The following is a 26427-nucleotide window of genomic DNA, read 5'->3' on the forward strand; positions in this document are numbered from 1 at the left end:
TTTAGGTGTCGTACTCGCCGTTCCAGGGCTCGTGAAATCCGAGTCGCTGAGGGTAGAGCTCTGCCCATGGACCGCCGTGGGTCTCCTCCGGATCTTCGGAGGTCTCGTCGATCAGACCGAAGATGACACCGTCATAGTCAACCCGGAAGGGCCGGATCGCAATGTCGCAGAAGGTGACTGGCCCGATGTCTGACAGCCATCCCGTCACGGCCTGCTCGGCCTGCTCGACAACCACGTTCCCGTCGGCCCTGACGCCGGCGAACAACACGTCCGAGCCGAGGTGATGTCCGCTGTTGTCGAAGCGGTGCAGGACCGCGTATATCCGCATCTGCTGACGCCAGTCATCGCCGACGGCGACACCTTCTTGATATGCGCCGGTGACGTCAGCGAAGAACTGGCCACCTGGGAAGCGGCCGATCAGGTTGGTGCGGTAGTCGGGTTCGTACTTGATCGGGATGACTTCCGGGAGTCGCACAGCGCGGATCCTAGCTGCCTCGAACCAGCTGAAAATCCAGTCCCGCAGCGTCGGGCTGAGATTGCGAAGCAGATTCGGTGTGTCACACGGGCACGAGACGAGGCCTTCGAGTACGGCAGTGGTTGTCGAAGCCCCACCGCCCCGAAGGCCCCATCGTGTCTTTCTACCTGGTCTGCGGCCAGGCCGCTGCCGCACCCCCGACTTCCGGCCCAGAGCACCTGTCCACGACCCGCCCGCGCCGCTACCCCTCCGATACCACCGACACCGAATGGCAGCTCATCGCCGCCTACCTGCCCCCGGGCGGCACCGGCGACCAGGGAGGTCGCCCGGTCGTCTACTCGCGCCGCGACATCGTTGATGCGATCCGCTACCTCGACCACAACAGCTGCGTCTGGCGGGCGCTGCCCGTCGACTTCCCGCCCTGGCCAACGGTCTACCACTACTTCCGGACCTGGACCCGCGACGGCACTCTCACCCAACTTCACGACGGCTTACGTGAACAGGTCCGCGTCGCTGAGGGCCGCAAACCCACCTCGACGGCGGCGATCATGGACTCGCAGTCGGTGCGCGCTGCCGAGACCGTCGCCAAGACCAGCCGCGGCTTCGACGCGGGCAAGAAAGTGAACGGACGCAAGCGCCACATCGTCGTGGACACCACCGGACTGCTGCTGATCGTCCTGGTCACCACCGGCGCCGTGCAAGACCGCGATGCCGCCCGCGCGCTGCTGTGGGCGCTGCGCACTTGCTTCACCGGCGTGATCAAGGTCTGGGCCGACGCCGGATACGCAGGCCAGCTCGTCGACTGGGCCGCCGACGCGCTCGGCCTGGCCGTGGAGATCGTGCGTAAGCTGGCCGACCAGGTCGGATTTCAGGTCCTTCACCGCAGGTGGGTGGTGGAGCGGACACTGTCGTGGATCACCCGCTGTCGGCGTACTGTCCGCGACTACGAGCGCCATCCCGAGCATCACGCCGCGATGGTTCAGTGGGCCATGGTCATTGTCATGACCCGACGCCTGGCCCGCTACCACCGCACCGGACGGCTCTGACCCACCACCAACCTCATCTGACCTGGTTCTTCAACAGGCACTTAGGCTGCGCACGAACGTGAAAAGGTTGATGGACACAATCGGCGAAGGCAAGATCTTGGTCCAAGATGCGATGGCTAAATATGACCTGTACCGAGATGCCCGCAGGGACTGAAACAGGTCACCTCCGCAGACCCATCCTCAACCACGGCGAACCATGCACGCCGCCGACCGCCACACGACCCGGATGCTCCTACACAAGAGCGGCCCCCAGGATGACCTGGAGGCCGTCTGTTCTCAGCGCGCCGAAGCCGAGGCGGTGACGGTCAGTCGTGCGCCGTCAGCCAGCGAGGGCATCATCACCGTCCTTGTAGAGGTTGGCTACGGAGATGACCTTCCCCGGCACCATCGTGGTCCATGGCCCGAGGAGGCTCGCGAACGCGTCGTCGTCGTCAACGGCGACCTCCACCGCCTCGGGGCGCCCGGTGCTGCCGTGCCGGCGGACGGTGACGTAGAGGGGCGCGAACGGGTCAGGTTCCAGTGGCGTTCGGGTGCTGGGGTGGACCCGGATGTCGAAGATGTCAGCCTCTGACAGAGGCTCGCCTCCGGGAATGGGCATCACCAGGTGCGTACCCAACGGATCGTCATCCATTAGCCCACGGCCACCGTTGGCCAAGCACGCCTCCGTGAGCTGCTCCAACCGCACGAGTTTGTCGCGGCACCCCCAACGTCGTGCAGGGCTGGACTCCGGACCTCGCCAGCCCTGCACGATCCAGCCTGCTGAGCTGTTTGGCGGATGGCCAAAGATGCCACTGCTCGTCACGCGGGTGACCTGACACATCTGCCAGATCCTGGAGGCGTCCGACTCAGGATCGAACCCGGTGGGCAGTAGTTTCAGCGCTTCGACGCGCCCGGCGGCGTCTGCTGCGAGCTCGTCGGCGACTGCGAGCCGCTGGGCCCGGGTAAGGGCACTCAGAACGCGCGGCGCGGTGGACTGCAACTCCTCGACGAAGTCGGCGCAGCTCCAGCGCTCAGCGTGGCGGCAGCCTTCGACATCGACGTGAACGGGCTCGGTCAGTTCGCCGTCGGACCGCAGACGTTGCACGAGTTCCACGATCGCGGCTTCCATCGCTGGGGCCGTGTCCAGAAACGCCGCAGCGTCCCATGAGAACTCCGACAGCCGCGTAAGCAGCTCCGCAAGCGCTTGGGCCGGGTAGCGCTCGGCCAGGCTGGTGATCGTGAGGCTCGTATCGACCGTCTCGCCAGACCACGTGGCGATGATCGTGTTGCGCGTACCGGATGACAGGACGCTGTAACTGGTCACGAAGGCTCCAAGCACGTGAGACCGCAACGCCAGTCGCAGCAGCGTGTGAGCGCGCGGACTGTCGGCGGAAGAAATGGGGAGCTTCGGTAACCTCGCAGCACCACCGCGACGCCGATCCGAGCGTTCCCCGAGTCTACGGCATGGCCGAGTCCTCCCCGCAACCTGAGCCTGACTCCGGTCGCTGACGCGGACTCGGCGCCAGGACTTCGTGGCATAGCAGATCCACGACCAATTGTGTCGTTATCCCCAAGCCCGAGTTGTCCACAGGTTGCGTCGATCTCTGGTTGCATCGCAAGCGTTGCCTGCGCAGAGTTCTTCGTGCAGCAAGACAGCACGCACCCTTCTACCAGCTCCATGCGAGCGGGGCTGATGTGGAGCGCGCAGGTTGCTGCGCATCCGGATGCGGGCTGCCCCACGAAAACGGGGGTGGGGCAGCCCTCCGAAATCTGACGGATGACCTTTACCGCTTTAGCACACCTGATCGATTACGATCGTAGATCATGACAGCCGGTAGCAACGACGCTGGCCAACTCTCGGGGCCCCTCAGCATGCGTCAGCAGCAGATACTGGCAGCGATCCACAGCTGGGGGGACCGTCACGGCTACCCGCCCACCGTCCGAGAGATTGCCTCCGTGGTCGGACTGTCGTCGCCATCGACCGTCGCTCACCATCTTTCCGTCCTGCAGCAGCGGGGCATGATCCGCCGGGATGGAGAACGTCCCCGGGCCGTCGACGTGCGAGCCGGCGTAGCTGCCGTGGATGGCCTCTTGCACGCTTCCGCACCGGTGTTGGTACCGCTGGTGGGCACGATCGCCGCCGGCAGGCCGCTTCTGGCCGAGGAGTCGATCAATCGAGGATGTCCTGCCGCTGCCACAGGAACTCATGGGCCGCGGAACGCTGTTCGGCTTACGCGTGCGCGGTGACTCCATGATCGATGCAGCTATCTGTGATGGGGACATCGTCGTGGTGCGTCAGCAGACCACAGCCGACAACGGTGACATCGTGGCCGCGATGATCGACGGCGAGGCGACCGTCAAGGTCTACCAGCGTCTGGACGGAACCGTGCGGCTACTTGCTCGCAACAGCTCCTATCCGCCGATCACCGCCGACGACGTCGTCATCCTGGGGCGGGTCGTTTCAGTGCTGCGGCACATGTGACCTTGGCCCCGGTCACGAAAATGCTGCGAGCGCCGGTGATCGTTTCAGCCCTTGGTTACCGCTGAGGCACCGTCGCGTCCTACAAGGACCCGGTTGCCCAGCGGCCGGGCGAGGCGGACCGTGTACGGCTGGGTGCGGTAGACCAGGTCATCCAGGCAACCGCCCTGCCGTCTGCCGGGAGTTGCCGCTGGCGAGGATTCGACCAGCCGCAGCCCGATGGTTACGGCGGTGGTGGATTCGGCCACCTCGGCCTCGAACTGCTCCGTGGGCATCCCCGGACACGGATCAGGAATTTTCATCAGCTGGACGGTCAGCGTCATCCCGTCCGCGGCGATGCTCGCCGCGCCAGGTTCGCCCAGGTTCGGCTCTCCCGGGCGCCAGAACGCCGCCTCAGCGAGCATGGGCACAGCCAGTGGTTGCGTCGATTCCACAGCGGTGAACAACCACGCGGGCAGTGTCAATCGGCCGCGATCGGTCCGGAACTCGGCCGTGCCGAGAGCAATCTTCGTGATCCTAAGCGGTGCCGGGCTGACATCGGATACCGCTCCCGGGTCTCCAGCTGCGACGATGACGTCATAAGCCTGCTCTGCGCTGATTGCGGGGAGGGTGAAGGTTCAGTCGGTCAGGTTCACCTCGACGGTCGACGGGCCAGCGGGAAGTGTGGTCTCCAGGGCGAGTTTGCCCTGCATCAATGCAATCTTCGCGTTGTCGGTGGTGAAGCCCTGCACCCGTATCCGTGAGTCGCCCATGAGGACGATGGGGCGCGGGGCACGCTCTACGGGGAAGTCCGCCCATTGTTGGAGAACAGCCGGGTCGGCGCGGACGAGGGTCACCCCACCGGGCGTCATGGTGCCGTCGCGGGTGTGCGTTGCAACGGGAGGTGCGCAACCGGCAAGAGCTGCCGCTAGTAGGACGACGGCAGTCCGAGGCAGGCGAGCCGTCATACGCACTCCGGCAGATTCGACCACCCGAGACTCACTGGGGCCAGTCCAATTGCGCTGACGGCACACCCACCGACGTTGCGTACGCGACCACCCGCTGATGTTGGTCACGATCTCCGCGGTTGATCACAAACTTGCGTCCGGCGAACACGACATGACGTTTATCTGCCGCCCCGAAGTCGGCATACCAGGGCCCAGGTGACAGAGCCGCTGCGAGCTGGTCGGCGAATCGGTCGATGTCAGCCTCGGCGCAGGTGAAGTCGATGAGCGTCCAATGTCCCGGCTGGCCTGCTACGGGATCGGCGGCGGTGATGCGCTGCAGGCGTCGTAGCGTCAGCGGCACATCGAGGACGGCGTCGGTGGCCAGGCTCTCCGCGATCAAAGTGCCGATAACGGCCACGTCGTCCTCCCTTGCCGACTCCGTGGCAGTCTACCGAGTGTCTCGTACACCTGTACGGCGACATGCCCAAGTCTGGACATCTGCCGACTGAACCGGTCACCGGCAGACATACACTGCCGGGTACGCGGCTGTGGGGCGAAGTCGTAAGCCGTGGCCCGGCCAGCGCGGCTACCCGATGTTCGCGCTTCGGTCGTCTGCGGCTTGCGGTGAGGCTGGCAGGCGGCCGGATCCAGCGAGCGGCGGAACGAAGTCCGATCCGCTGGCAAGAATAGGTAGGGTTCGCTTTATGGTCGAGGAGACTGCCGTCCCGTCCCACCTGCTCTCCGTACTGACCGTCGGAGGCCAACAGGCTCTGGCCGAAGCCATCGGCGACCTGGTTCGCGCGTGGTTCACCAAACACGGCTGGTCCGATAGCCTCGAGCAGCTCTCCTTCACGACCTACCATGATTTCCACCGCCTGCCCCCCGCCGAATGGCCAGTCGCCGCGATCATGCTGAACGGCGACAACCACGTAGAGGACCGCCTCTGTGCCGAGGGCGAAGACGGATTTTGGGACTGGTTCGACACGCTCGGGCTGCAGTTCAATACGAGGTCCGCTGGCGTCCACCACATCAGCATCCCCGATGACGCGCCGGCAGGCGCGGGCCTGCACACCCGGCTGGCGACCTTGCAGGCGTTCGAATGGCACGCACACCTCGTGGCTCCCGACTACACGGCGATCTACCGCACGGTCTTCGAGCACTTCGGCCGCCACCCCGAGCACTTCGGCGCTCTTCAATGGCGGGGGTTCGAGCAGCTGTGCGCTTCGGTCTTCACCGCCCAGGGCTACACCACCGAGCTCGGCAAAGGCCGCAACGACGGCGGAGTCGACATCCGCCTTACTTCGCACCCCGTCTACGGCCAGCAGGTGACCGTCGTACAGGTGAAGCAACAAAGGAAGAAGATCGAGCTCAACCTCGTCCAGGGGATCCTCGGTGCAGCTCACGGCGAGGGTGCCGACCGAAGCCTCTTCGTCACCTCCAGCAGCTTCCTGCCCGGCGCCGAGAGGTGGGCCCACGCCCAGGGCAGCACGATCCCGCTCGAACTGGCAGACAGACAGAAGGTCGCCGAGTGGTGCCGCGATATCCCGCCCAGCCGCGACTGGATCCGGCAGCAGGCAACATCGTGGAACCTCGGCTCGGCAAAGGTTGTTGTCGCGTCCATCGGTGTCAGGATGATCAATTCAGCCTGGGCGGCTGTCGTCGCAGAGACACCGCTCGCTGCACGTCTGTTCCCGCTCGGTGCTCACCACGTTCGAATGCCCACCGATCCCATGCGGGGAACGGTGACCCCCGTGATGCCGAGAGTCCTGCCCGAGGCCGACTGCTCCTTCACTGCTCGTCGGGACGGCGACCGATACTCGGGCGACGACGGGCGCTTCTACGACGTCTGGGACGGGCAGCCCCGGTACTTCGACGACGCCGACTAATTCGCTCGCACACGCCATGTCGTCGATGCCGCAGCGGCGCGGTCCACGCCCAGGCGACGCCCGTCGGCGCGTCATATGGGAGAACGGCGTACTGACTTTCACACAGCACTCACAGTGAACCCAGCCGATGGCCATCCGATCCCGGCGGACCCACCAGCCTCGGCCCTCGACGCGCAAGAGGCTACAACCTGCAGCCGTCACGACACCGTCGCGCGTCCGCGTGGTGGACGGGAAATTACGGAGATCGAATTGTAGGGGTATCACACGAGGTCAAGACGCTTCTTCGTACACTAGTTCGATGAAGTGGCAGGGTGCAGATGATCTTCCGTGGGTGGAGTTGCGCAAACGACTGTCCGGAGATCTGTCCGTCGAGGCGCCGCCAGCCGACGCCGACGCCGCGGCGTCGCATCACCGGCCGCAGTATGTGCCCGCAGCGATCGAGCGGCCCGAGCCCGTCATCGCGTACGCCGAGCTGCACGCTCACAGCCACTTCAGCTTCCTCGACGGCGCCTCCAGCCCCGAGGAGCTCGTCGAGCAGGCGGTCCAGCTCGGCCTATCGGCCCTGGCCCTCACCGATCATGACGGCATGTACGGGGTGGTCCGCTTCGCGGAGGCTGCTCGTGGGTACAACCTGGCGACCGTGTTCGGGGTCGAGCTGTCGCTGGGCCGCGGTGGCCGGACCGGGGTGCCTGACCCGCCTGGCGAGCATCTGCTGTTGCTGGCGGAGGGGCAGGAGGGCTATCACCGGCTCGCCGGGGTGCTCGGCGATGCGCACCTAGCTGGCGGACAGAAAGGCATGCCGACCTATGACTTGTCGGAGGTCGCCGAGCGGCTGCGGGGGCATGTGGTCGCGCTGACTGGCTGCCGTAAGGGCTCGCTGCGTCGTGCCCTTGCCGCGGAGAACGTCGACGCCGCCCAGGTGGCATTGCACCGGCTGGTGGACCTCTTCGGCCAGGGCCATGTCGCGGTCGAGCTGACCGATCATGGCAACCCCCTCGACGGCGAGCACAACGACTTCCTTGCCCAGCTGGCTACTGCTGCGCGGCTGCCGGTCCTGGCGACCAACGCGGTGCACTACCACGCGCCCAAGCGCCGGCGCCTGGCCGACATCATGTCCGCGGTGCGCGCCAATCGCAGCCTGGACGACATGGCACCGTGGCTGCCGACCCCGTCGGCGTACCTGCGATCAGGTGCCGAAATGGCGGCGCGGATGCGTGCGTACCCGACCGCGGTTTCGTACTCGGTCGAGCTCGCCGAGCGGTGCGCGTTCGACCTGCAGCTGATCGCACCGGATCTGCCGCCTTACCCCGTGCTGACCGGGCACACCGAGGACACATGGCTACGGCACCTGGTCTACGACGGCGCGGCGGTTCGGTACGGGCCGCCATCGGCACATCCGGAGGCGTACGCGCAGATCGACCGCGAGTTGAAGATCATCGCCGAGTTGGGGTTCGCCGGGTATTTCCTGGTCGTGTACGACATCGTCGACTTCTGCCGCAGCCAGCGGATCTACTGCCAGGGGCGGGGGTCGGCGGCGAATTCGGTGGTCTGTTACGCGCTGCGGATCACCAATGCCGAGCCGATCCATCACCGGCTGCTGTTCGAGCGGTTCCTGGCCCCGGAACGCGACGGGCCGCCCGACATCGACGTCGACATCGAGTCCGACCGGCGTGAGGAGGTCATCCAGCACGTCTTCACCAAGTACGGCCGTCGCCACACCGCCCAGGTCGCCAACGTGATCACCTACCGGCCGCGGTCGGCGGTACGCGATGTCGCCAAGGCGTTCGGGTTCTCCCCGGGTCAGCAGGACGCGTGGAGCAAGACCCTGGACCGCTGGCACGACATCAGCCCCGAAGCCGCCGCCGGCATCCCCGACCATGTCATTACCTACGCCACCGAGCTGCTGTCGGCGCCGCGGCATCTGGGCATCCACTCCGGCGGAATGGTCATCTGCGACCGGCCGGTGACCGAGGTGTGCCCGGTGGAGTGGGCGCGGATGCCCGGCCGCAGCGTGCTGCAGTGGGACAAGGACGACTGCGCCGCCGCCGGCCTGGTCAAGTTCGACCTGCTCGGTCTGGGGATGCTGTCGGCGCTGCGCTATGCCCACGAGTTCCTCGGCGACGACCTCGACCTCGGCGAGCTGCGCTGCGACGACCCTGAGGTGTACGAGATGCTGTGCCGCGCCGACTCGGTCGGGGTGTTCCAGGTCGAGTCCCGGGCGCAGATGTCGACGCTGCCGCGGCTCAAGCCGCGCGAGTTCTACGACCTGGTCGTCGAGGTCGCGCTGATCCGCCCGGGGCCGATCCAGGGCGGGTCGGTGCACCCGTACATTCGGCGCCGCAACGGCCTGGAGGAGCCGACCTACGGCCATCCGCTGATGCGCAACGCCCTGGAGAAGACGCTCGGGGTGCCGCTGTTCCAGGAGCAGATGATGCAGTTGGCCATCGACGTCGCCGGCTTCTCCCCCGCCGAAGCCGACCAGCTGCGCCGCGCGATGGGCTCGAAGCGGTCGGTGGAAAAGATGGCCCGAATCAAGGGACGGCTTTACGACGGGATGGCTGAGCGCGGGATCACTGGCGCGGTCGCCGACGACGTCTACGCCAAACTCGAGGCGTTCTCGTCCTACGGCTTCCCGGAGAGCCATTCGATCAGCTTCGCGTACCTGGTGTACGCCTCGGCGTGGCTCAAGCGCTACCACCCGGCAGCGTTCTGCGCCGCGCTGCTAGGCGCCCAGCCGATGGGCTTCTACTCCCCGCAGAGCCTGGTCGACGACGCCCGCCGCCACGGCGTCACCGTTCACCGGCCTGACATCAATCGCAGCGGCGTACGCGCCATCCTCGAACACGGCCCCGCTACCAGGTGGGGATCGCAGCTGGGCGAAGCGCCCAGCCGGTGGGGGCTGGGCGGGCCCGAGGTCCGCCTCGGCCTGGACCAGGTACGCACTCTCAGCGGCGATGTCGCCTCCCGGATCGTCGCCGAACGCGAAGCCCACGGCCCGTACCGCGACATGGCCGACCTCGCCCGACGGGCCGGACTCAGCGCCGCACACCTGGAAGCACTCGCCACCGCCGACGCGTTCGCGTGCTTCGGCCTCGACCGCCGCGCCGCGCTGTGGGCCGCTGGCGCCGCAGCCCAAGACACCCCCGACAAGCTCGCCGGCACCATCGCCGGCCTGCACGCCCCGGTGCTTCCCGGGATGGAAGAAGTGGACCTGCTGGTCGCCGACGTCTGGGCTACGGGCCTGTCGCCGGACAACCATCCGATCAAGCTGGTCCGCGGCAGCCTCGACGCCGACGGCGTGCTGCCCATCGACCGCCTGCGCTCAGTGCCCGACAAGACCCGGGTGATGGTCGGTGGGCTGGTCACCCATCGACAGCGGCCAGCCACAGCGCAGGGCGTCACCTTTCTCAACCTCGAGGACGAGACGGGAATGCTCAACGTGGTCTGCTCACCGGGCATGTACGCCCGCTACCGGCCGGTTCTGACCCGCAACAACGCCCTGGTCGTTCGAGGGCACCTGGAGTCCGCATCCGGTGTCCTCAACCTCGTGGCGGATAAGGTCACCGCTCTGCATATCGCCACCCGGCCGGCCAGCCGCGACTTCCGATAACTGGTGACATCAGCCACCTGCTGCTGCCGTGCAGATACAGATGCCTTCCATGTTCGTCTGGGAGCAGTCATAGTCGCCGAGATCGACAGCCGAGGCCGGTACGGGGCGCGTTCGGCTACCAACGCACCCTTGGCCTGGTTTACGAGCTGGTCTCTTGTGATCCTGTGCCGGGTTGGTGGCCTCTATATGCCGCCGACACCGGAACTGGGTCGGCCGCTTTCTGGCACCCAACGCGCGCTGTGCGGCATGAGTGAGGTGGGATAGCCCGTTGCTATGAGAGGCGAGCCGGGACACGGCGAGTCGCTAGAAGAGGGCCTCGCGGGTGACCTCGCTCAGGTCCAGCCCGGTCGCTTGCGCAGGAGCTGGACGGTGCGGCTCACGACCGCGTTGCGTCCTCGGGTTGCGAAACAGCGGATCGAATCCCCATAGTTCGATCTTCGCCCGGGTGCTGGCGCTGTCCTCGCTCGGGCTTCGGCCTTTCGGGTAGTACACCCGCCACTGTGCTGCCGGCGGGTTGTTCAGGTACTCCGCCCAGCGGCAGCCGGCTGGGTGCATGCAGCCGTCGATGTGACTGTTGCAGTGCAGGCACAGCAGGCCGCGCACATAGCCGGTGAAGTGATCGTGGTCGACGACCGTGCCGAACTGCGTCCCGCAGCCCTGGCATTGAGTGCGGAACGCATCGACCAGGCGTGCCCGCATCTGCCCCATCGGCGTATCTCCCAGATGCGCGGGCCAGGGCCCGAAACTCGACGCCGGGCAGCGGTGCCGCTGGCGGACCTTCGCCGGATCCACGATCTCGTCGGTCAGGGTGACATCCCAGGTGAACTCGACCTCGCCCCGCTGGCCCTCAACCAAGATCATCACGTCGTCGATGCGCTGCCAGGCGCCCGCCGGCGCCTGAATGGTGTAGCGACGCTGGTCGGTCCACCAGAAATACCCCTGCGTGTGCCGGTGCACGCCGTCACCGGAATCCTTGCCCCGCCCGCACTGCACTTGCCCGTCGACAATGAGGTGGAACCGGCCGTCGCTGCCCCGCACCGCAGTCGGTGCGCCGCCGGGACGCAGTTCGGTCAGTAGCGAGGTGCAGCGCTTGGTCTTCACCTGTCGAACCATGGCATCGACGTCGGAGCGGGTGCGGACGGCCAGGGCCGGGCCGGGATCGTCGTGCTTGATCAGGTAGCGCCACAGCAGGGCTTCTTGGCGGTGCACCGGAAGATCTGCCAAGCCGGCCATGCCGCCTCCATCAGCTACGTGGGTCCGCGCGACGATATCGGCGACCAACGACAGTTCCGGTCCAAGGTCGTTGTCGCTGCCGTTTGATGGGCGCCGAGGTGAGGTTGCTCCTTGGGCGGCAGGCAAACAGCGTCATACACCGGTCGCGTGGGCCCGTGGGGGCTGCTTGGGCAGCGTCACATCGCGTGGGCCCGAAGTGTGCTGGCCGTGTGCGGTGTTGGCGGCATCGATGCCAGCGCACACGCCACCATGGGAGATCCGGTCTTACCCGCTGGCCGGACACCGGGCACGCAGGTGCGCACGAAGGATGCGCTGGTGGACGGGACGGCTGGGCGCCTCCGCTGGAGGGTTGACCGAAAGCCGCTGGGTTGGCTTCTCGGCCCCCCCGAACAACGATCTTGGGTAGGTGATGTGCAAGGTGCCCTGCCTCCACATGATCCCGTGTGGCCTGCCGCGGTCTTTCGAGCCGGTGCTCGACGAACGCTGCCTAGGTCACCGCGGTCGTGGTCGGGTCGGCTTGCCCAGACCGAGGGCGGCCTGCGTTGACCTGGGCAGCGGCGATGGGCGGACTTGGCCAGTGGGCATCGCCACTCGTGCACCGTTTCCCACTCGAATCAACGCGCCACGACACGACCACACATCAGCGAGTCGCTGGCACAGTAAACACGCCCGCCTTATCTATCGACGGTTTTGGCGCCAGCGTGATGATGACTGTTGGCAGGGCGGCGTGCGAGGGGGCTGTCGGCGGCCCGGCCTGCAACGCTGAAGACGCGTATGCGGGCTGCTGGCGTGTCGGAGCGGATGCCGTGGGCGGCGACCAGGGCGGCTGCCTCGGGCAGTGTGAGGGGGAAGAGGAACCGTTCGGGTTCGGCTGGGCGGCTGAGTGCGATGACGTCCAGGCGGTGGTGCAGGCCGGGGATGCCGGTCAGCTGCGGATGGCGGTAGGCGGCGGCATCGCTTTCGGCAACGGGGGTGATGACAGCGATCGTGGCTGGTCCCGATCCGGAGATCAGTGTGCAGGCGAGCAGGAGGTCTGCCAGGAGGGCCTCGTCGGGCTGGTGGCGGGCTGGTGGCCACTGGGCGGTGATGAGGGTCGGTGGGGTGTTGGGGTCGATGTTGGCGAGGTCGCCAGGGGCGTTGACGGCGATGAAGTTGCGGCCGGCCAGCAGTGTCGCGGCGGTAGCGTGGAGGTCTCCGGTGAGGCTGACGACGGTGTCATCGCGGCTGGTGTAGGTCAGGACAAGCTGGCGTGTGAGTCGTGTGGCCAGACCTGAAGCCGTGGGTGTGGTGTGGTCGGTGTTGAGCCACCACATGGCCAGGCTCTGACCAGCGTCGGTGTGGTGATGTGTGGCAGGGTCGTGGGTGAACATTGGCGCTCCTGTTGTCGTGGGCTTGCCTCCCATAGGTGTGTGTTGGCCGTGTGTTGATCGTGTTGGCCGCGACCGAGCTGGCCAACATCGCCCAACATGCCCGGTGAGGTTTAGGTGCCCACCGTGTTCGGTTGCGGCTGGCGGGTCAGGCTTCGGTGTTGGCCGCCGTGGCCGTCGGACATCGCGTGTGTTCACGCGCGGGTGTAGGCGCCCAACATCCGGCAACGCGTGTGCGGCGCGAGGTTATGCCAGGTAGCGGTCCCATCTACGCGTGTCTCGCCGGGGCTGGTAACTGCCTGGGTGCCCGTATCCGGGCCTGCTGTTGGGCAAAGCCGCTGCTGCTGTTGGGTTCGCGTGGCCAGATGGGTTGGTGCGCTACGAGCTGGTGGCGCCTGACGCGTTGGGGTTGTGATGTCGCTGGTGGTCGCTCGTTCCTGTTTTGATGCGGTGCAGGAGCGGTTTGCGGCGTTGGTGGTGGCTGGGCAGCTGCCGCTGGTGCCGGAGATGGGGATATCTGTTCCGTCTGCTGTTGGGTTGCTGGAGCTTCGTGACTTGGTCCTTGGTGGGGCGGTCGGCGACGGTGTCGCTGACCGGTTGTGGCGGGTGCTGGTCCAGCGGTCGCGGCAGGAAGCGGGCCCATGGACGGTCGCGGCGTTGGGCATGGCGCTGCCTGGCCTTCGTCGGGTGGCGCGTGATTGCCGCCGTCGGTGGAGCGACGATGTCGAGGACTTGGAGTCCGAGTTGGTCGCGGGGTTCCTGGACCGCTTGCTGACGGTTGATGTCGAGGCACCGCGGATCTGTGGTCGGCTGATCGACGCGGCGGTGCGGGCGGTCCGGCGGGCGCAGTCGGCTGGTCGGTGGGCCCAGCAGCCGATCTCGTTCACGGCAGGTCCGACGGTCCCGGGGTTGCCGTGGGATCACCCGGATTACGTCCTGGCGCGGGCGGTGGCAGCCGCGGTGCTGTGCCGTGAGGAAGCTGACGTGATCGGCGCGACGCGGCTTGGCGATGCGACGTTGGCACAAGCGGCATCGGGGCTGGGGTTGGCCAAGCCCGCTGCCCGGCGGTGGCGCCGGCAGGCGGAGCTGCGGTTAAGGGACGCCATCCGCGCCGGTGAGCTGGCGTTCGTCCCGAAGCGTCGGCGCCGCCGGCGGCAGCCCGTGCCGGTGTCAGCTGCGGCGTGACGGTGCCTTGTTGGGTGGGTGTTGGGCGGTGTTGGGCTGCCGGACCGGTTATCGGGCGGCCAACAGCAGCCTTTGGTTAGCGACGGGAGTTTCACGCCGACGATGCGGGCCCCGTCGCGCCAGCTATGGCCGCGGCTCCATTCGACAGCGGCCTGGACCGGTCGCCTACTGCGGCCGGTTCTGTGCTGGCGCACCTCTCTCGTTTCCGATCTATGCCCTGGCCAAGCCGGGGCCGGAGGTGCTGCCATGCTTCGTCAACTCTTCCATCGTGCGTGCACAGTGACCCTGACGGCAAGCGTTGCCGTTGTCGTCGCCGCGTCTGCCGCCTACGCCGAACCCGACCCGGGTGACGGCGACAAGCCCGCCGAACTGGATCTCGCCGCGATCATCGGCAACATCCAGGGCCTGGTCACCGGGCTGCTGATCGGTCTGGCCACGCTGTTTCTCACCCTCGGCTGCGTGCGCTACATGATGGCCAACGGCGACCCGACCGCGACCGAGAAAGGCAAGAGCGCGTTCCGTAACGCGCTGATCGGTTACGCGCTGGCGATCGTCTCGCAGCCAGCGCTCGCGCTGGTCAAAGGCATCGTCGAGTAGCCATGTCGTTCTTCACCGGCCAGATGATCGCCGCTGTCATCGGTTGGCTGGCCACCAACGTCGACAACGCGCTCAACGTGTTATGGGACCTGCTGTCCAACTCGCTGCTGCGCAGTCCGGACGTCACGGTCCTACCGCAGATCAAGCAGTTCGCCGGCACGTCGCTGACTGTCGTCAACACCGCCTACATCCTGGCGGTCCTGGCAACAGCACTCATGATCATGGGCCGTGACACGATCACGACCCAATCCCCCTACGGCCCAGGCGAGCTGATCCCCCGGCTGATCATCGGCTTTATCGGAGCGAACTTCGCCCTGCCGCTGATGTCGATGATCATCCGGTTCGCCAACTCGGTCACCGCGGCGATGACCGACAAGCCGATCGCCGACCAGACGACGCTGCCCTACCTGCGGCAACTGGTCAGATCGGCGTTACCGGTGATGACCACGCCCGACGGGAAGGTCCTGCCAACGCCGCCAACCCCGAGCGCGTTCCTGCTGGTGCTCATCGGGTTGCTGATCGCGGTCCTGCTCGCCATCCTGCTGATGCAGTGGATCACCCGGCTTGGTCTGCTGCTGTTCCTGGCAGGCATCTCCCCGATCGCGATGGCCCTGCACGGAACGCCGTGGACTGAGCCGGCGGCGAAGCTGTGGTGGCGTTCGCTGTTCGCCGCGTTGGGTACGGTGACCGCGCAGGCGCTGGTGATGCATCTGGCGATGCAGATCCTGCTGACGCCGGCGTCGAACCTGCCGGTGCTCGGCATGCCCGGCGACCCGGGCGCGGTGCTGAACCTGCTGGTCGCGGCCTGCATCCTGATCGGCGTCATCAAGATCCCCGGTTTGATGAAGCGTTTCGCGCTGCGCGGCGGCGGATCCAGCGGCGGCCGGGTGATCGGGTTCCTGGTCCTGCAGCAGGCGACCCGGATGCTCACCGGCCGTCTTCCCGGGTTCGGCCGAAAGGCACCGATGATCAGCCCAGGCAGGCGGACCAGCGGCGACGCGGGCGTATGGCCGCGCATCGAGGCGCCTTCCGGGCCGACCCGGGCCGGCCGGGCACCGTGGCGGGGCCGCCCCAGCTGGGAGCCCGACCCCAGCGGGTCGTCGCGTCCCGGCGGATTGGCTGGTCCTCCGGCTCGCCTGGCGCGACGCGCACCGGTGGCGCCGGCCAGGGCACGGCCGCGGCCGTACACACCCGATGAGCTGGCCGCCGGTGTCGATCTCTACACGCGCCGGATGAAGAAGCCGCGCGGATCTATCTAAGGAGTAACGATGCGTCATGATCCTGACGTCGTGCCGGTCACCCGGATCCCGGCCGACGTCAACACCCCCGACAAGATCGCCTTCGGGCTGACCGCCCGCCAGCTCGCGGTCCTCAGCATCGCCGCTGTGGCCGTCTACGGCATCTACCGCGCCCTGGCCGGGCACGTCAGTCCCTCGACCATGTTGGCGATCATGCTGCCGCTGGGCGGGCTCGCCGCCACCATCGCCATGGGCAGCCGCGACGGCCTGCCGATGGAGTCATGGCTGCTCGCAGCTCTGCGGTTCCTGCGGGCGCCGAAGCTGCTGGCACCCGCCGCCGACGGCCAGCATCATCTGCCGCCGGCGTGGGCGCCGCAGGTCCAGAACCTGCGGCTGCCGACGGTGCTGCGACTGCCGGCGAGCAGCATCGACGAGCAGGGCGTCGTCGACACCGGTAGTTCGGCGGTGGCGCTGGTGGCGTGCACGACCCTGAACATCGGCCTGCGGACCGGTGATGAGCAGGCCGCGCTGCTGGCCGGGTACGGCAGGTGGCTCAACAGCCTGACCGGGCCGGTGCAGGTGGTGGTGTCGACGCAGCGGGTCGATCTGTCCAGCCATGCCCAGCGCATCATCGAACGCGCCGACCTGATCACCAGTCCGGCCCTCGCGGCGATCGCGGTGGAGTACGCGCGGTTTCTCACCGACCTGGCCGAGCACCACGACCCGCTGTGGCGGACCGTCACCATCGCCGTCACCGCCACCGGCGACAGAGCCCGCACCAGCGAAGTCAGCCGCCGTGCCGAGCAGACCGCGACCGCGCTGACCGCCCTCGGAGCCAGCGCGGCGGTCCTCGACGGGGCCCGCGCCACCGCGGTCCTGACGACCGCGGTCGACCCCTACATCCCCACCGACGCGACCTGGCCCCGGTCGCGTCCCACCGATGCCATCACCGGAGGCACCCCGTGAAACTGCCCCGCGCACTGCGCAGACTCTCCCCCGCCACCGCTGCGAGCCCGGCCGAATCGGCCGGGCTCGCTGCTGTTGTGGGCCCGGCCGCCGTCGAGGTGACGCCGAACTGGATGCGGGTCGGTGACGGCTATGTCGCGACCCTGGCCATCACCGGCCTGCCGACGCTGGTCGGTCCGGCGTGGCTGTCGCCGCTGACGTCGTGGCCGGGCCGTATCGACATCACCCAGCACATCGTGCCGTACACCGGCCCGCAGTCGGCGCAGATGCTACGTCGGCAGCGGGCCCGGCTGGAGTCCAGCCGGCGGGTCGACGCCGACCAGGGCCGGCTGACCGACCCGGCGACCGAGGCCGCCGCCGAAGACGCCGCAGACCTGGCCGACCGGGTCGCCCGAGGCCAGTCGAAGCTTCACCAGGTCGCGACCTACGTCACGATCCACGCCACCGACCTCGACGAGCTCGCCGAAGCCGTCGCCCACGTGCGGGCCAGCGCCGCCTCCACGATGCTCGACACCCAGCCGGTGACGTTCCGGCAACTGCAGGGCTGGACCTCTACCTTGCCGTTGGGGGCAGACAGCCTGCGGATAAGCCGCGTCATGGACACCGAGGCCCTAGCCGCAGCATTTCCGCTCGCGAGCGCGGACCTCCCGGCGCCGTTGCCCGGCGAGCCGGCCCCGGCGGGCGGGGTGCTGTACGGGATCAACCCGGACTCGGCGGGTGTGGTGTGGTGGGACCGCTGGTCGCAGCACAACCACAACTCTGTCGTACTCGCCCGCTCCGGCGCTGGCAAGAGCTACTTCGTCAAGCTCGAGGTGCTGCGCAGCCTCGCCGATGGCGTTCACGTCGCGGTCGTCGACCCCGAAGACGAGTACGTGCGCCTGGCCCGCGCCGTCGACGGAACCGTCATCCAGCTCGGCAAACCCGGTGTGCGGGTCAACCCCCTCGACATCCCGCCCGGTGACCGGCGCAGCGACGCCCTTGTCCGGCGGGCGTTGTTCGTCCACTCGCTGATCGCGGTGCTGTTGGCAGAGCAGCCCTCGGCCGCCGAACAGGCCGCCCTCGACACCGCGATCGCCGCGGCGTACGCCGGGGCGGGCATCTCCCACGACCCGGTCACCTGGACCCAGCAGCCGCCGCTGCTGCGCGACGTCGCCGCAGCTCTGGCCACTCAGGGCGACGACGCCGCGAGCTTGGCAGCGCGCCTCGCACCGTGGACCAGCGGGTCTTTCAAGGAACTGTTCGACGGCGCGACCACCACGGTTCCGGCTGGGCAGCTGGTGGTCTGGTCGACGCGGCAGCTGGCAGACGAACTGCGGGCGCCGGGCATGCTACTGGCGCTGGACGCGATCTGGCAGGACGTCGACGCCGCACCCGCACGCGGCGGCACCGCACCACGTCGGCTGGTGATCGTCGACGAGGCGTGGCGGCTGCTGCACGACGGTGAAGGCGCCCGGTTTCTGTTCCGGCTGTCCAAACAGGCCCGCAAGCGGCGCGCCGGTGTATCGGTGGTGACGCAGGACGCCGCTGACCTGCTCGGCTCGCAGCTCGGCCAAGCCGTCATCGCCAACGCGGCCACTCAGGTCCTGATGCGACAGGCCTCACAGGCGATCGACGAGATCACCGAGGCGTTCGGGCTGACCAGCGGCGAAGCCCGTGCCCTGCTGGCCGCACGACGCGGCGAAGGGATCTTGCTGGCTGGCTCGCACCGGGTGTCGTTCCAGGCTCTGGCCAGTCCGGCCGAGCACCGGCTATGTGTCGGCGATCTCGACCGGCTCGACGAGGACGACGAGGACGACGAGGACGAGGACGAGGAGCCGCCCCGATGAGCGGCCTGCTCACCACATCGTACGACGGTTATCCGGATCTAGCGCGCGAGCTGTCCGACGCCGTCACCGGTGCGGTGACATGGTGTGTCAGTCGGCCATGGCTGGCGTTGGTCGCGTTCGCCCTGCTGTTGGGCGCTGCCGCAGCGCGTGTTGGGTGGCTGCGACACAGCGACCAACTGCTGCAGACCCACGCCCAACAGGTCACGATCGTGGCGCCACCGCAGGTCGACCCAGCCGGGATCACCGCGTTCTGGGCGACCATGGCACCGCTGCTGACCCGCCGCTGGCGGCTGTGGCGGCCCCGCCCACACGTAACCTGGGAATACCGGTGGGCCGGACGCGAACTCACGATCGTGCTGTGGATACCGGGCACCGTCAAGGTCACGCCGGTGCTCGCCGCGATCCGGGGCGCGTGGCCAGGCGTGACCGCGTCGGCGGCCGATGCCGGGCCCGCGCTCGGCCATCGGGAGGGCAACCCTGTGGCCGCCTCGGCGGGAACCGCGCTGGTTCCGGTGATGCCGGCGTGGTATCCGCTGCTGACCGACCACGACACCGACCCGCTGCGAGCCGTCGTGGCCGCGGCATCCGGGCTCAAGGACAACGAGTCCGCGTGTGTGCAGATCCTGACCCGGCCGGCGTCGCGGCGACAGCTGAGGCAGCTGCGGCGCGGAGTCGCCGCACTGCGCACCGGCCGCAACCCCGGCAGCGTCCTCGATCCCGGCCGGTGGCTGAGCGCAGCACTCGACGGGCTCGAGTGGCTGATCAGCCCATCGCGGCATCCGCACCCGGGCGCGGGGCCGTCGCAGCAGGCGCTCCTGGCCGTCGACCCGCAGCGAGACCGTGACGCGCGTGCCGCCGTCGAGAAGCTGGCCGCCGGGTCACAGTGGGAGACCGCGATCCGGATCGCGGTGGCCCACCACGCCGCACCCGGTCGGCTACCGGGCACGACCGCTCAGGGACGGCTAGTCACGACGGTCGAGGCGCTGGTCGGCGCCGCCGGGCCGTGGACCGGCCGCAACCGGCTGCGGCGGCTGCGGATGCCCCATCCCGCAGCGGTCGTCATGGCCCGCACGCTGCGACACGGGTGCGTGCTGGACGCCGGGGAGCTGGGTAGCCTCGCTGCGCTGCCCCACGACCTGGCCGTCCCCGGCCTGCTGCGAGCGCGGGCCAAGACGATGCCGGCGCCGGTCGACGTGCCCACCGGCGGCCGCGGCACGAAAGTCATCGGCCGGGCCGAGTGGGGCGGGCATCCGGTCGCGCTGCCGGTCGCCGACGCCCGCCAGCACGTACACATCGTCGGCAGCACCGGCTCCGGCAAGTCCACGCTGATGCTCAACATGATCCTCGACGACATCAGCTCCGGGCGCGGTGCCGTCGTCATCGACCCGAAAGGCGACCTGGTCCGCGACGTCCTGGACCGGATCTCGGCGAAGAAGGCCAAGAAGGTCGTGTTGATCGACCCCGACATCGACACCGGGACCACCCTCAACCCGCTGCTGGGCGATGACCATGACCTGGTCGTCGACAACATCGTGTCGATCTTCTCCCGGATCTTCCAGAAGCACTGGGGTCCGCGCATCGACGACGTGCTACGGGTGTCGTGTCTGACGTTGATGCGGCACGCCAACGCCACGTTGACGCTGGTACCGCCACTGCTCAACGACTTCAAGTTCCGGCGCCGCTTCACCGAGGACCTCACCGACCCCGAAGGTCTGCGGGGGTTCTGGGAATGGTTCGAAGCCACCCCGCCGGCGGTCCGGACACAGGTGATCGGGCCGGTCCAGGCCCGGTTGCGGTCGGTGCTGCTGCGCCCGTTCGTCCGCCGCACCCTCGGCACGCCGTTCAACTCCTTCGACATGGGGCAGATCCTCGACGGCGGGGTGCTGCTGGCCCGCCTGCCCAAAGGTGTCATCGGCGAGGACACCGCCCGGCTCATGGGCTCGTTCGTCCTCGCTTCGGCGTGGCAGGCCGCCACCGCCAGGGTCCGGCTCGACGAAGCAGACCGCCGCGACTGCGTCACCTATGTGGACGAATGCCACAACTTTCTCAACCTGCCCGGCGCGGTCGGCGACATGCTCGCCGAAGCCCGCGGCTACCACTTCGGCCTGGTCCTGGCACACCAGAACCTCACCCAGCTGCCCCGGGAAACGCAGCTGGCCCTGTCCGCCAACGCCCGCAGCAAGATCTTCTTCTCCAGCTCGCCGGAAGACGCCACCCAACTGGCCAAACACACCACTCCCGAACTCGACGAGCACGACCTCAGTCACCTGGACGCCTTCCGGGCGGCCGCACGTCTGCTGGTGAACAACCGCGAAACCGCAGCCTTCGTCCTGCGCACCAACCCCGCACCCGCACCCGTCAACGAGCCCACCGCGGTAAGACAAGCGATCACCGCAGCCGCCGGACACCGGCGCACGGCCGCGATCGCACGTCTCGCCGGCATCGACGACTCCGACCCCCTCCCGCCCGAACCCGATGCCTGACCGGCCCTGGCCCCGGCCGCCATTGCGGCGGCCGGGGCACATCGGCACCACCCAACACCCCCGAGGAGAACCCGTGCCTGGACACAACATCGCCCTACCGCAACTCGCCGGCACCCGTCATCGGCATCCGTTCGTAACCGCCGGGCTGCTACCGGCGTGGGTGCCACCGCCGAACCCGGCACGTCTTGCCGCCATGCGTGCAGCCGTCAACCGCTGGCACCGTAACCGCCGCACCCGGCACTGGCCGAACACCCCACGACGACACCGGTCCTGACCCCGGCCCCGCCCCTGGTTCCCACACGCACCTCGGTCCGGTCCGCGTACTGCCGCCCCCAAGCCGCCTCGACCCAGCCGAAACACCCAGCTAGGAGCACACAATGACCGACGAGCCAGGATCGCGACTGTCCCTTCAAGGGGACTCTTCCCTACCGGGGAACGGCAGAAGAACATCCACACGCAAACGCCAGCCGACGGCACGCCTGCCGACACTCATGGACCTGTCCGGGCGCCTCAACGCCCGCGACTACACCATCGCCCACCTGCTCGACGAGCACACCGCACTGACCACCCCGCAGCTGGCCGCAGTGCTGTTCGGTAGCCCCATCACCTGCCAGCACCGGCTCAACAGCCTTCGCAAGCTGCAGTTCGTCGACCGGTTCATCCGCAACCAGCCCACCCGGCCCCGACCGATGTGCTGGGTCGCAGGCCCCCTGGCCGCCCGTTACGTTGCGCTGTCGCGCGAGGAGAACCCACCCACGCCCAAAGCCGTCCAGCAGCGCGCCGAACGCATCATGGCCAGCCCGAAACTCGACCACCTGCTCGGCGTCAACGGCTTCTTCGTCGCCCTGGCCGCCCACGCCCGCACCCACCCGGCGGCGAGGCTGGCGCGGTGGTGGTCCGAGCGCAGCAGCAGCGCCGCCTACGGTCGCCGGGTCCGCCCCGACGGCCACGGCGTCTGGACCGAGGGCACCGCATCCGTCGGCTTCTTCGTCGAATACGACACCGGCACCGAACCCATCGGCCGCCTGCTCGACAAGCTGCCCGCCTACCGGCAGTTGCGCGACGATGGCGGCCCGGACTACCCGGTCCTGTTCGTGCTGCACAGCCCCGTCCGCGAGCAGCATCTGCATCAGCGGCTGAGCGCAGGGTTGGGTACGACGGTCACAGTCGCCACCACGAGTCCGCAGGCCGGGTCCGATCCGGCGGCGGCGGTGTGGCAGGTGGTAGGCGACGGGCGCCGACGCCGGCTGGCGGACCTGCCGGGCTCGCACGGACAGACCGGACCGATCAATCCAGGACCGCCTACTGCGGTCGACGACCCGCTACGGCTGCTGCAAAGCCTCTGAACGAGTACGGCGGCGACGTCAGGGTCTGGGTGCGGGCAAAATCGGCGGCTGGCGAAAGCGTTCAGGTCGTCGCGGAACACGGTGACGGAAATTTCTTCGCCGACGTAACCAACAGCAGGTCAGTGGCGGTGTCCCGGTTAGGGCTCACGGGGCGCCCCACAACATCTGCCGAATAAGACCGCAGGTCAGCGGCTTGCGGTCACCGGCGGTCGTGGAGGCGTGTTGGGTGTGGGCTTTAGGCTTGATCCATCTCCTAGAGACAACCCTTACGCACCACCCCCGGGCTTGTCCGCCCACGACCTGCGGTCGCAACCGCCCACCCGCCACAAGCCGGTCGGCCTGCCACCTCACCGTCGGCGAACACCCACCCACCGGTCCCTGACCGGCGCCAGCGCGGTGACATCACCCGCGCTCCCTCACCCTGCCTACCGCACCGCCCATCAGCGGTGCGTTTCCGCGTGCCCGCACGCAGAAGGAGCCCACCCCATGCCACAGATCGTCACTGTCTGCGTCCCCGCAGATGTGCCCACCTCCGAGGTCGCCCACACCGCCAAGGCTGCCTTCATAGCCGGCGTCAGCATGTTCCCCGACACGAAAGCTGTCTTCCACTCCCCCAACGCCAGTGAGCTCTACCCCCACTTCGCGCACACCGCACACCGCCGCAGCCGGGGCGAGCTGATCGCCCCACGCGAACACCTGGCCGCGGGAGCGCCGGTGAAGCTACTGAACCTGGGCGCGATGGCTCAGCACGGGTACACGGTCTACCGCAACCGGTGGCACGTGTGGCACCAGGTTGTGCAGGGCACCCAGGCCGCCAAGCCGCTGTGGACCTTCATCGACCGGCACCGCAACACCCCCGACGACCGGTACACCCTGGCTCAGGCACACCGGGACTTCCAGGGCCAGCAGTGCATCGCCGCGATGGAGATCTACAACCGCTCCGGCCGAGGGGTCATGCACCTTCCCTTGGACCACTTGGAAGCCTTTCAGGTGGGCCGCGAGGCCTATGCCGAGATCGGCTACAGCGTGGCCGTGCCCGGTAACGCAATCGTCGACCGCAACGGCCTGTTGGTCGAGTGCCGGCCGAACTCTCCGTTGCAGAAGATCTGGGAGTTCATGTCGGCGACCGGCTCGGCGTTGAGGGCATTGTCAGCCGACGACCGCCTGGTCGCGCTGATCGTGCAGTGATCTGAAGGGGTGAGGCCCGGATTCGCTTCAGCGGACCGGGCTTCACCCCTTCATGCTGCAGTTCGCAGCTCGGCGTCCTCGCGTCCTGGTACGGCGCCGATGACGCCACCGACGGCGAGCACCCAGCCGACCCGCAGCAGGACCGATGGTGCGGGTGCTGCTTGCTTCTTGCCGCTCCACGGAGCGCGCTCTGAATAACCGCGGTTAACTGATCAAGGAGATCACTTGTACGAAAATGCATGGTTGGTGGAGCGGTTCATCGACACACTGCGCCAAGCTCGGGCCGACGGTGACGAGGCAACGGTGGAGGCCATGCTCAGCCGCGCTGTCGCCGACCCGGCGCTGTGCGCGGCCCTGCTCGACATCGGCTTGCGCAACGCCTTGGCCGAAGGCGACATGGACACTGTCGCCGCCTGGTTCGTTTACCAGGCCCTCTGACGCGGCGCCCGCGTCCAGCCGGACTACCCGCAGTCGGGCAGGTCCAGCGACCCGGTGGACCGCAGGCTCGGCGGGCACGTTCCTCGTCGGCTACTCAGCCCTCCACCACCTCGCGTACACATCTTCAATCCATGGCCGCGCCGGACCGGAGATCTGGGCGGCTTTCTGCATCCAGGAGCATGCTTTGCACCGATTCACATTGCCCGTCGGACCGTGGTTGGCTCACCGTGCAGCCACCGGTCTGCTCGGCCTCGACTTCATGTCGTTGGTCACGGCTCTGACGATGGCCGCTGGCATATTCGCGGTGGTCGGGCACCGCCCTGACGCCCTCTGGCTGTTGATGGTGACAGCCCTAGGGGTCGAGGCCATCATCGCCGCTACGCGGTGCATCCTTCGGGACCACACCCGTCGGGCGGTCAGCTGTGCCGACGCGGACGCCTGCGTCTGCGGCAGCTCGTACGCCGACGGACGGGACCTGGTGGTACATGCCGACCAGTGGGTCGGTTGGCACACCGAGGGCATCGCCGAACAGTTCACCCAGGCGCTGCGCAGTCACCCAGGGCCTGACGATCCGACGCCAGCGCGCTGGCGGCTGCAGAACTGGTGCCTGCAGCAGGGATGGCTCATCACCGGCCGCAACCGGCCCGAGCTCGACAGACCTGACCTGTGCTGCAGCATCGAGGTCATCCACGCCGCGACTTCGGACGGCCGGCGGTATGCCGTTGTGCAAGTCGGGCGGCGTCAGCCGGTCGTCTACCACGTGGCCGAAGGGCACCGTTGGAGCGAAGCCGCCGATGTCGACATCGTCTGCGCAAGCGGTCACCGCTGGGCGTGGGATCACGGCATGGTCCATGGCGCCGACCTCGGCTACGCATCCATGGTGCAGGTGTTCGGCAGTCAGTCTCCCGTCGACTGCGCCGGCGCCACCCGACGCGCCACGCCCCGGCGGTGCGCTCTTCGTGTGTTGAGGTGCCCGCTGTGCGGGCACGGCTGCGCCCTGCAGGTCGCCGCGTCGCCGGGTGTCCGCCAGCTGCCCAGCCTTTGGGAGCCAACGGACGGGGCCGATATCCAGGTCCGCGAGTCCGGGGGCCGCGAGGTCCGCATCATCGCCCACCTTCGTGACGGTGCGACCAGGTACACGGTGTGGCTGGGCTTCCACAACACCACCGGCTGGCGTGGCCTGCCCGCCCTGCCCGACGCCCAGCAGCTGGCAGTTCTCGCCGACGAACCGCGCCACTGGGGTGCGGCATATCGTTCGCGGCCGTTCGTGCGTATGCGACGTGCGCTGCCATGGCTGATCCGGACCGTCACCTTGGGGGCAAGGCTCAGCGACCACCTCTCGCCCACGGGTGCCTGGACCAGCTGCGAGCCGGGTTGCTTCTGCCGGCGCACCATCGACGAGCAGCTGGCCGAGAACCGGTCACGGCACCCTGAGCAGCAGCAGATGCGGCTGTTCAACGGTCGTCCCGTCGCTGACGCCGAGGCCTGGGTCGCCCAGCGCGTCGGATCACTTGACTGGGACTTCACCGAAGGTCTGCGGTGGTCGCCGCAGGCCACCTACCGCCCCGCCGACGTGTCAGGTGTGCGGGCCTGGTGCGAGGCCAGCGGCTGGATGGTCCATGACGAGATCACCGAAGACGATCTTCGTTTCTTGAGTTACGAGACCGGCGTCGTTCTGGCCAGTTCGCCTGACGGCACGCGGCACGCGATCGTCGTCGACGACCGGGGCGAGGAGTCGGTGTACCTGGACCGGACCGTCGACCCCGCGGTGTGGCGTTCCGCCGGCCACGTGATCTTGACCTGCCCGGACGGCCATCAGATCACCTGGGACGGTGAAGGCACTGTCGTCGACCCGGTCGCCGGGAACCTGCCGGTGAAGGCGCTGTTCGGGTCCGGTCGACGCAGCCCGGTTCAGGTGTGCCGCGCCTGCCGGCCGACTCGTTGCCGCGACACCGACGTCATCGCGGTCTTCTGCGACCGCCATCACGGTCACCTCGAACGCGAAGACGTCCCCGAGGCCGCGTACTGCCCGGTCTGCGACCAGCTGTGCCAGCTCACCCTCGCGGTCGTGGAAACCGACCCGCAGGTGGCCGTTTCACCGCGCTGAGCCCCGGCCGCAGCACATTGCCGCTGCGTGCTGCATCGCTCTACCAGCTGAC

At 68.1% G+C, this 26427-nt stretch carries 21 protein-coding genes; 14 read left to right on the plus strand and 7 right to left on the minus strand.

What is annotated here, in order from left to right; translation table 11 throughout:
- Position 1 precedes the first annotated feature (1 nt).
- Positions 2–475, minus strand: a complete 474-nt coding sequence (locus AB0B66_RS10225) for a hypothetical protein (RefSeq protein WP_360525963.1) — start codon at positions 473–475, stop codon at positions 2–4.
- A gap of 218 nt (positions 476–693) precedes the next feature.
- Here AB0B66_RS10225 and AB0B66_RS10230 point away from each other — a divergent pair, with 218 nt between their 5' ends.
- Positions 694–1521 (plus strand): IS5 family transposase, encoded by an 828-nt coding sequence (locus tag AB0B66_RS10230; RefSeq protein ID WP_360526317.1) that lies wholly within the window; start codon positions 694–696, stop codon positions 1519–1521.
- A gap of 319 nt (positions 1522–1840) precedes the next feature.
- Here the strand turns inward: AB0B66_RS10230 and AB0B66_RS10235 are convergent, their stop codons facing one another.
- Positions 1841–2824, minus strand: a complete 984-nt coding sequence (locus AB0B66_RS10235) for a hypothetical protein (protein ID WP_360525966.1) — start codon at positions 2822–2824, stop codon at positions 1841–1843.
- Positions 2825–3372: 548 nt separating this feature from the next.
- Here AB0B66_RS10235 and AB0B66_RS10240 point away from each other — a divergent pair.
- Positions 3373–3747, plus strand: a complete 375-nt coding sequence (locus AB0B66_RS10240; RefSeq protein ID WP_360526320.1) for a hypothetical protein — start codon at positions 3373–3375, stop codon at positions 3745–3747.
- Positions 3707–3982: a S24 family peptidase gene (locus tag AB0B66_RS10245; RefSeq protein WP_360525969.1), complete on the plus strand. Its 276-nt coding sequence runs from the start codon at positions 3707–3709 to the stop codon at positions 3980–3982. Before AB0B66_RS10240 ends, AB0B66_RS10245 begins: the two co-directional genes overlap by 41 nt.
- Before the next feature lie 44 nt (positions 3983–4026).
- Here the strand turns inward: AB0B66_RS10245 and AB0B66_RS10250 are convergent, their stop codons facing one another.
- The 3 genes from AB0B66_RS10250 to AB0B66_RS10260 form a co-directional block, all read right to left on the minus strand.
- Positions 4027–4383, minus strand: coding sequence for a hypothetical protein (locus AB0B66_RS10250; RefSeq protein ID WP_360525972.1), 357 nt, complete (start codon positions 4381–4383; stop codon positions 4027–4029).
- Between the two features lie 213 nt (positions 4384–4596).
- Positions 4597–4731: a hypothetical protein gene (locus tag AB0B66_RS10255; RefSeq protein WP_360525975.1), complete on the minus strand. Its 135-nt coding sequence runs from the start codon at positions 4729–4731 to the stop codon at positions 4597–4599.
- 226 nt (positions 4732–4957) lie between these two features.
- Positions 4958–5323 carry a hypothetical protein gene (locus AB0B66_RS10260; RefSeq protein ID WP_360525978.1) on the minus strand — a complete coding sequence of 122 codons (366 nt, stop codon included), beginning with the start codon at positions 5321–5323 and terminating at the stop codon, positions 4958–4960.
- A gap of 286 nt (positions 5324–5609) precedes the next feature.
- Between AB0B66_RS10260 and AB0B66_RS10265 the strand changes: the two genes are divergently transcribed.
- Both AB0B66_RS10265 and AB0B66_RS10270 read left to right on the plus strand, forming a co-directional pair.
- Positions 5610–6791, plus strand: coding sequence for a restriction endonuclease (locus AB0B66_RS10265; protein WP_360525981.1), 1182 nt, complete (start codon positions 5610–5612; stop codon positions 6789–6791).
- Between the two features lie 298 nt (positions 6792–7089).
- Positions 7090–10401 (plus strand): error-prone DNA polymerase, encoded by a 3312-nt coding sequence (locus AB0B66_RS10270; RefSeq protein WP_360526323.1) that lies wholly within the window; start codon positions 7090–7092, stop codon positions 10399–10401.
- 303 nt (positions 10402–10704) lie between these two features.
- Here AB0B66_RS10270 and AB0B66_RS10275 read toward each other — a convergent pair whose 3' ends face one another.
- Positions 10705–11634 carry an endonuclease domain-containing protein gene (locus tag AB0B66_RS10275; RefSeq protein ID WP_360525984.1) on the minus strand — a complete coding sequence of 310 codons (930 nt, stop codon included), beginning with the start codon at positions 11632–11634 and terminating at the stop codon, positions 10705–10707.
- A gap of 674 nt (positions 11635–12308) precedes the next feature.
- On the minus strand, positions 12309–13004 hold the full coding sequence (locus AB0B66_RS10280; RefSeq protein WP_360525987.1) for a hypothetical protein: 696 nt from the start codon (positions 13002–13004) through the stop codon (positions 12309–12311).
- Positions 13005–13415: 411 nt separating this feature from the next.
- Here AB0B66_RS10280 and AB0B66_RS10285 point away from each other — a divergent pair, with 411 nt between their 5' ends.
- The 9 genes from AB0B66_RS10285 (at position 13416) to AB0B66_RS10325 (ending at position 26375) form a co-directional block, all read left to right on the plus strand.
- Positions 13416–14186, plus strand: coding sequence for a hypothetical protein (locus AB0B66_RS10285; RefSeq protein WP_360525990.1), 771 nt, complete (start codon positions 13416–13418; stop codon positions 14184–14186).
- Positions 14187–14432: 246 nt separating this feature from the next.
- The gene (locus AB0B66_RS10290; protein ID WP_360525993.1) at positions 14433–14783 is read left to right on the plus strand and encodes a pilin; all 351 of its coding nucleotides are present in this window, start codon (positions 14433–14435) and stop codon (positions 14781–14783) included.
- A gap of 2 nt (positions 14784–14785) precedes the next feature.
- Positions 14786–16042: a hypothetical protein gene (locus AB0B66_RS10295; protein WP_360525996.1), complete on the plus strand. Its 1257-nt coding sequence runs from the start codon at positions 14786–14788 to the stop codon at positions 16040–16042.
- Positions 16043–16051: 9 nt separating this feature from the next.
- Positions 16052–16987: a PrgI family protein gene (locus tag AB0B66_RS10300; protein ID WP_360525999.1), complete on the plus strand. Its 936-nt coding sequence runs from the start codon at positions 16052–16054 to the stop codon at positions 16985–16987.
- Between the two features lie 113 nt (positions 16988–17100).
- Positions 17101–18813 carry a DUF87 domain-containing protein gene (locus AB0B66_RS10305; RefSeq protein WP_360526326.1) on the plus strand — a complete coding sequence of 571 codons (1713 nt, stop codon included), beginning with the start codon at positions 17101–17103 and terminating at the stop codon, positions 18811–18813.
- Entirely contained in the window at positions 18810–21296 is a 2487-nt protein-coding gene (locus AB0B66_RS10310) for a type IV secretion system DNA-binding domain-containing protein (protein WP_360526002.1), read from the plus strand. Before AB0B66_RS10305 ends, AB0B66_RS10310 begins: the two co-directional genes overlap by 4 nt.
- A gap of 491 nt (positions 21297–21787) precedes the next feature.
- Positions 21788–22642 (plus strand): replication-relaxation family protein, encoded by an 855-nt coding sequence (locus AB0B66_RS10315; protein WP_360526005.1) that lies wholly within the window; start codon positions 21788–21790, stop codon positions 22640–22642.
- A 486-nt stretch (positions 22643–23128) separates the two neighbouring features.
- Positions 23129–23830, plus strand: coding sequence for a hypothetical protein (locus AB0B66_RS10320; protein ID WP_360526008.1), 702 nt, complete (start codon positions 23129–23131; stop codon positions 23828–23830).
- A 289-nt stretch (positions 23831–24119) separates the two neighbouring features.
- Positions 24120–26375: a hypothetical protein gene (locus AB0B66_RS10325; RefSeq protein WP_360526011.1), complete on the plus strand. Its 2256-nt coding sequence runs from the start codon at positions 24120–24122 to the stop codon at positions 26373–26375.
- Positions 26376–26427: the final 52 nt, after the last annotated feature.

Origin of the sequence: Catellatospora sp. NPDC049111 (assembly GCF_040648615.1) — a bacterium.
GTDB lineage: Bacteria > Actinomycetota > Actinomycetes > Mycobacteriales > Micromonosporaceae > Catellatospora > Catellatospora aurea.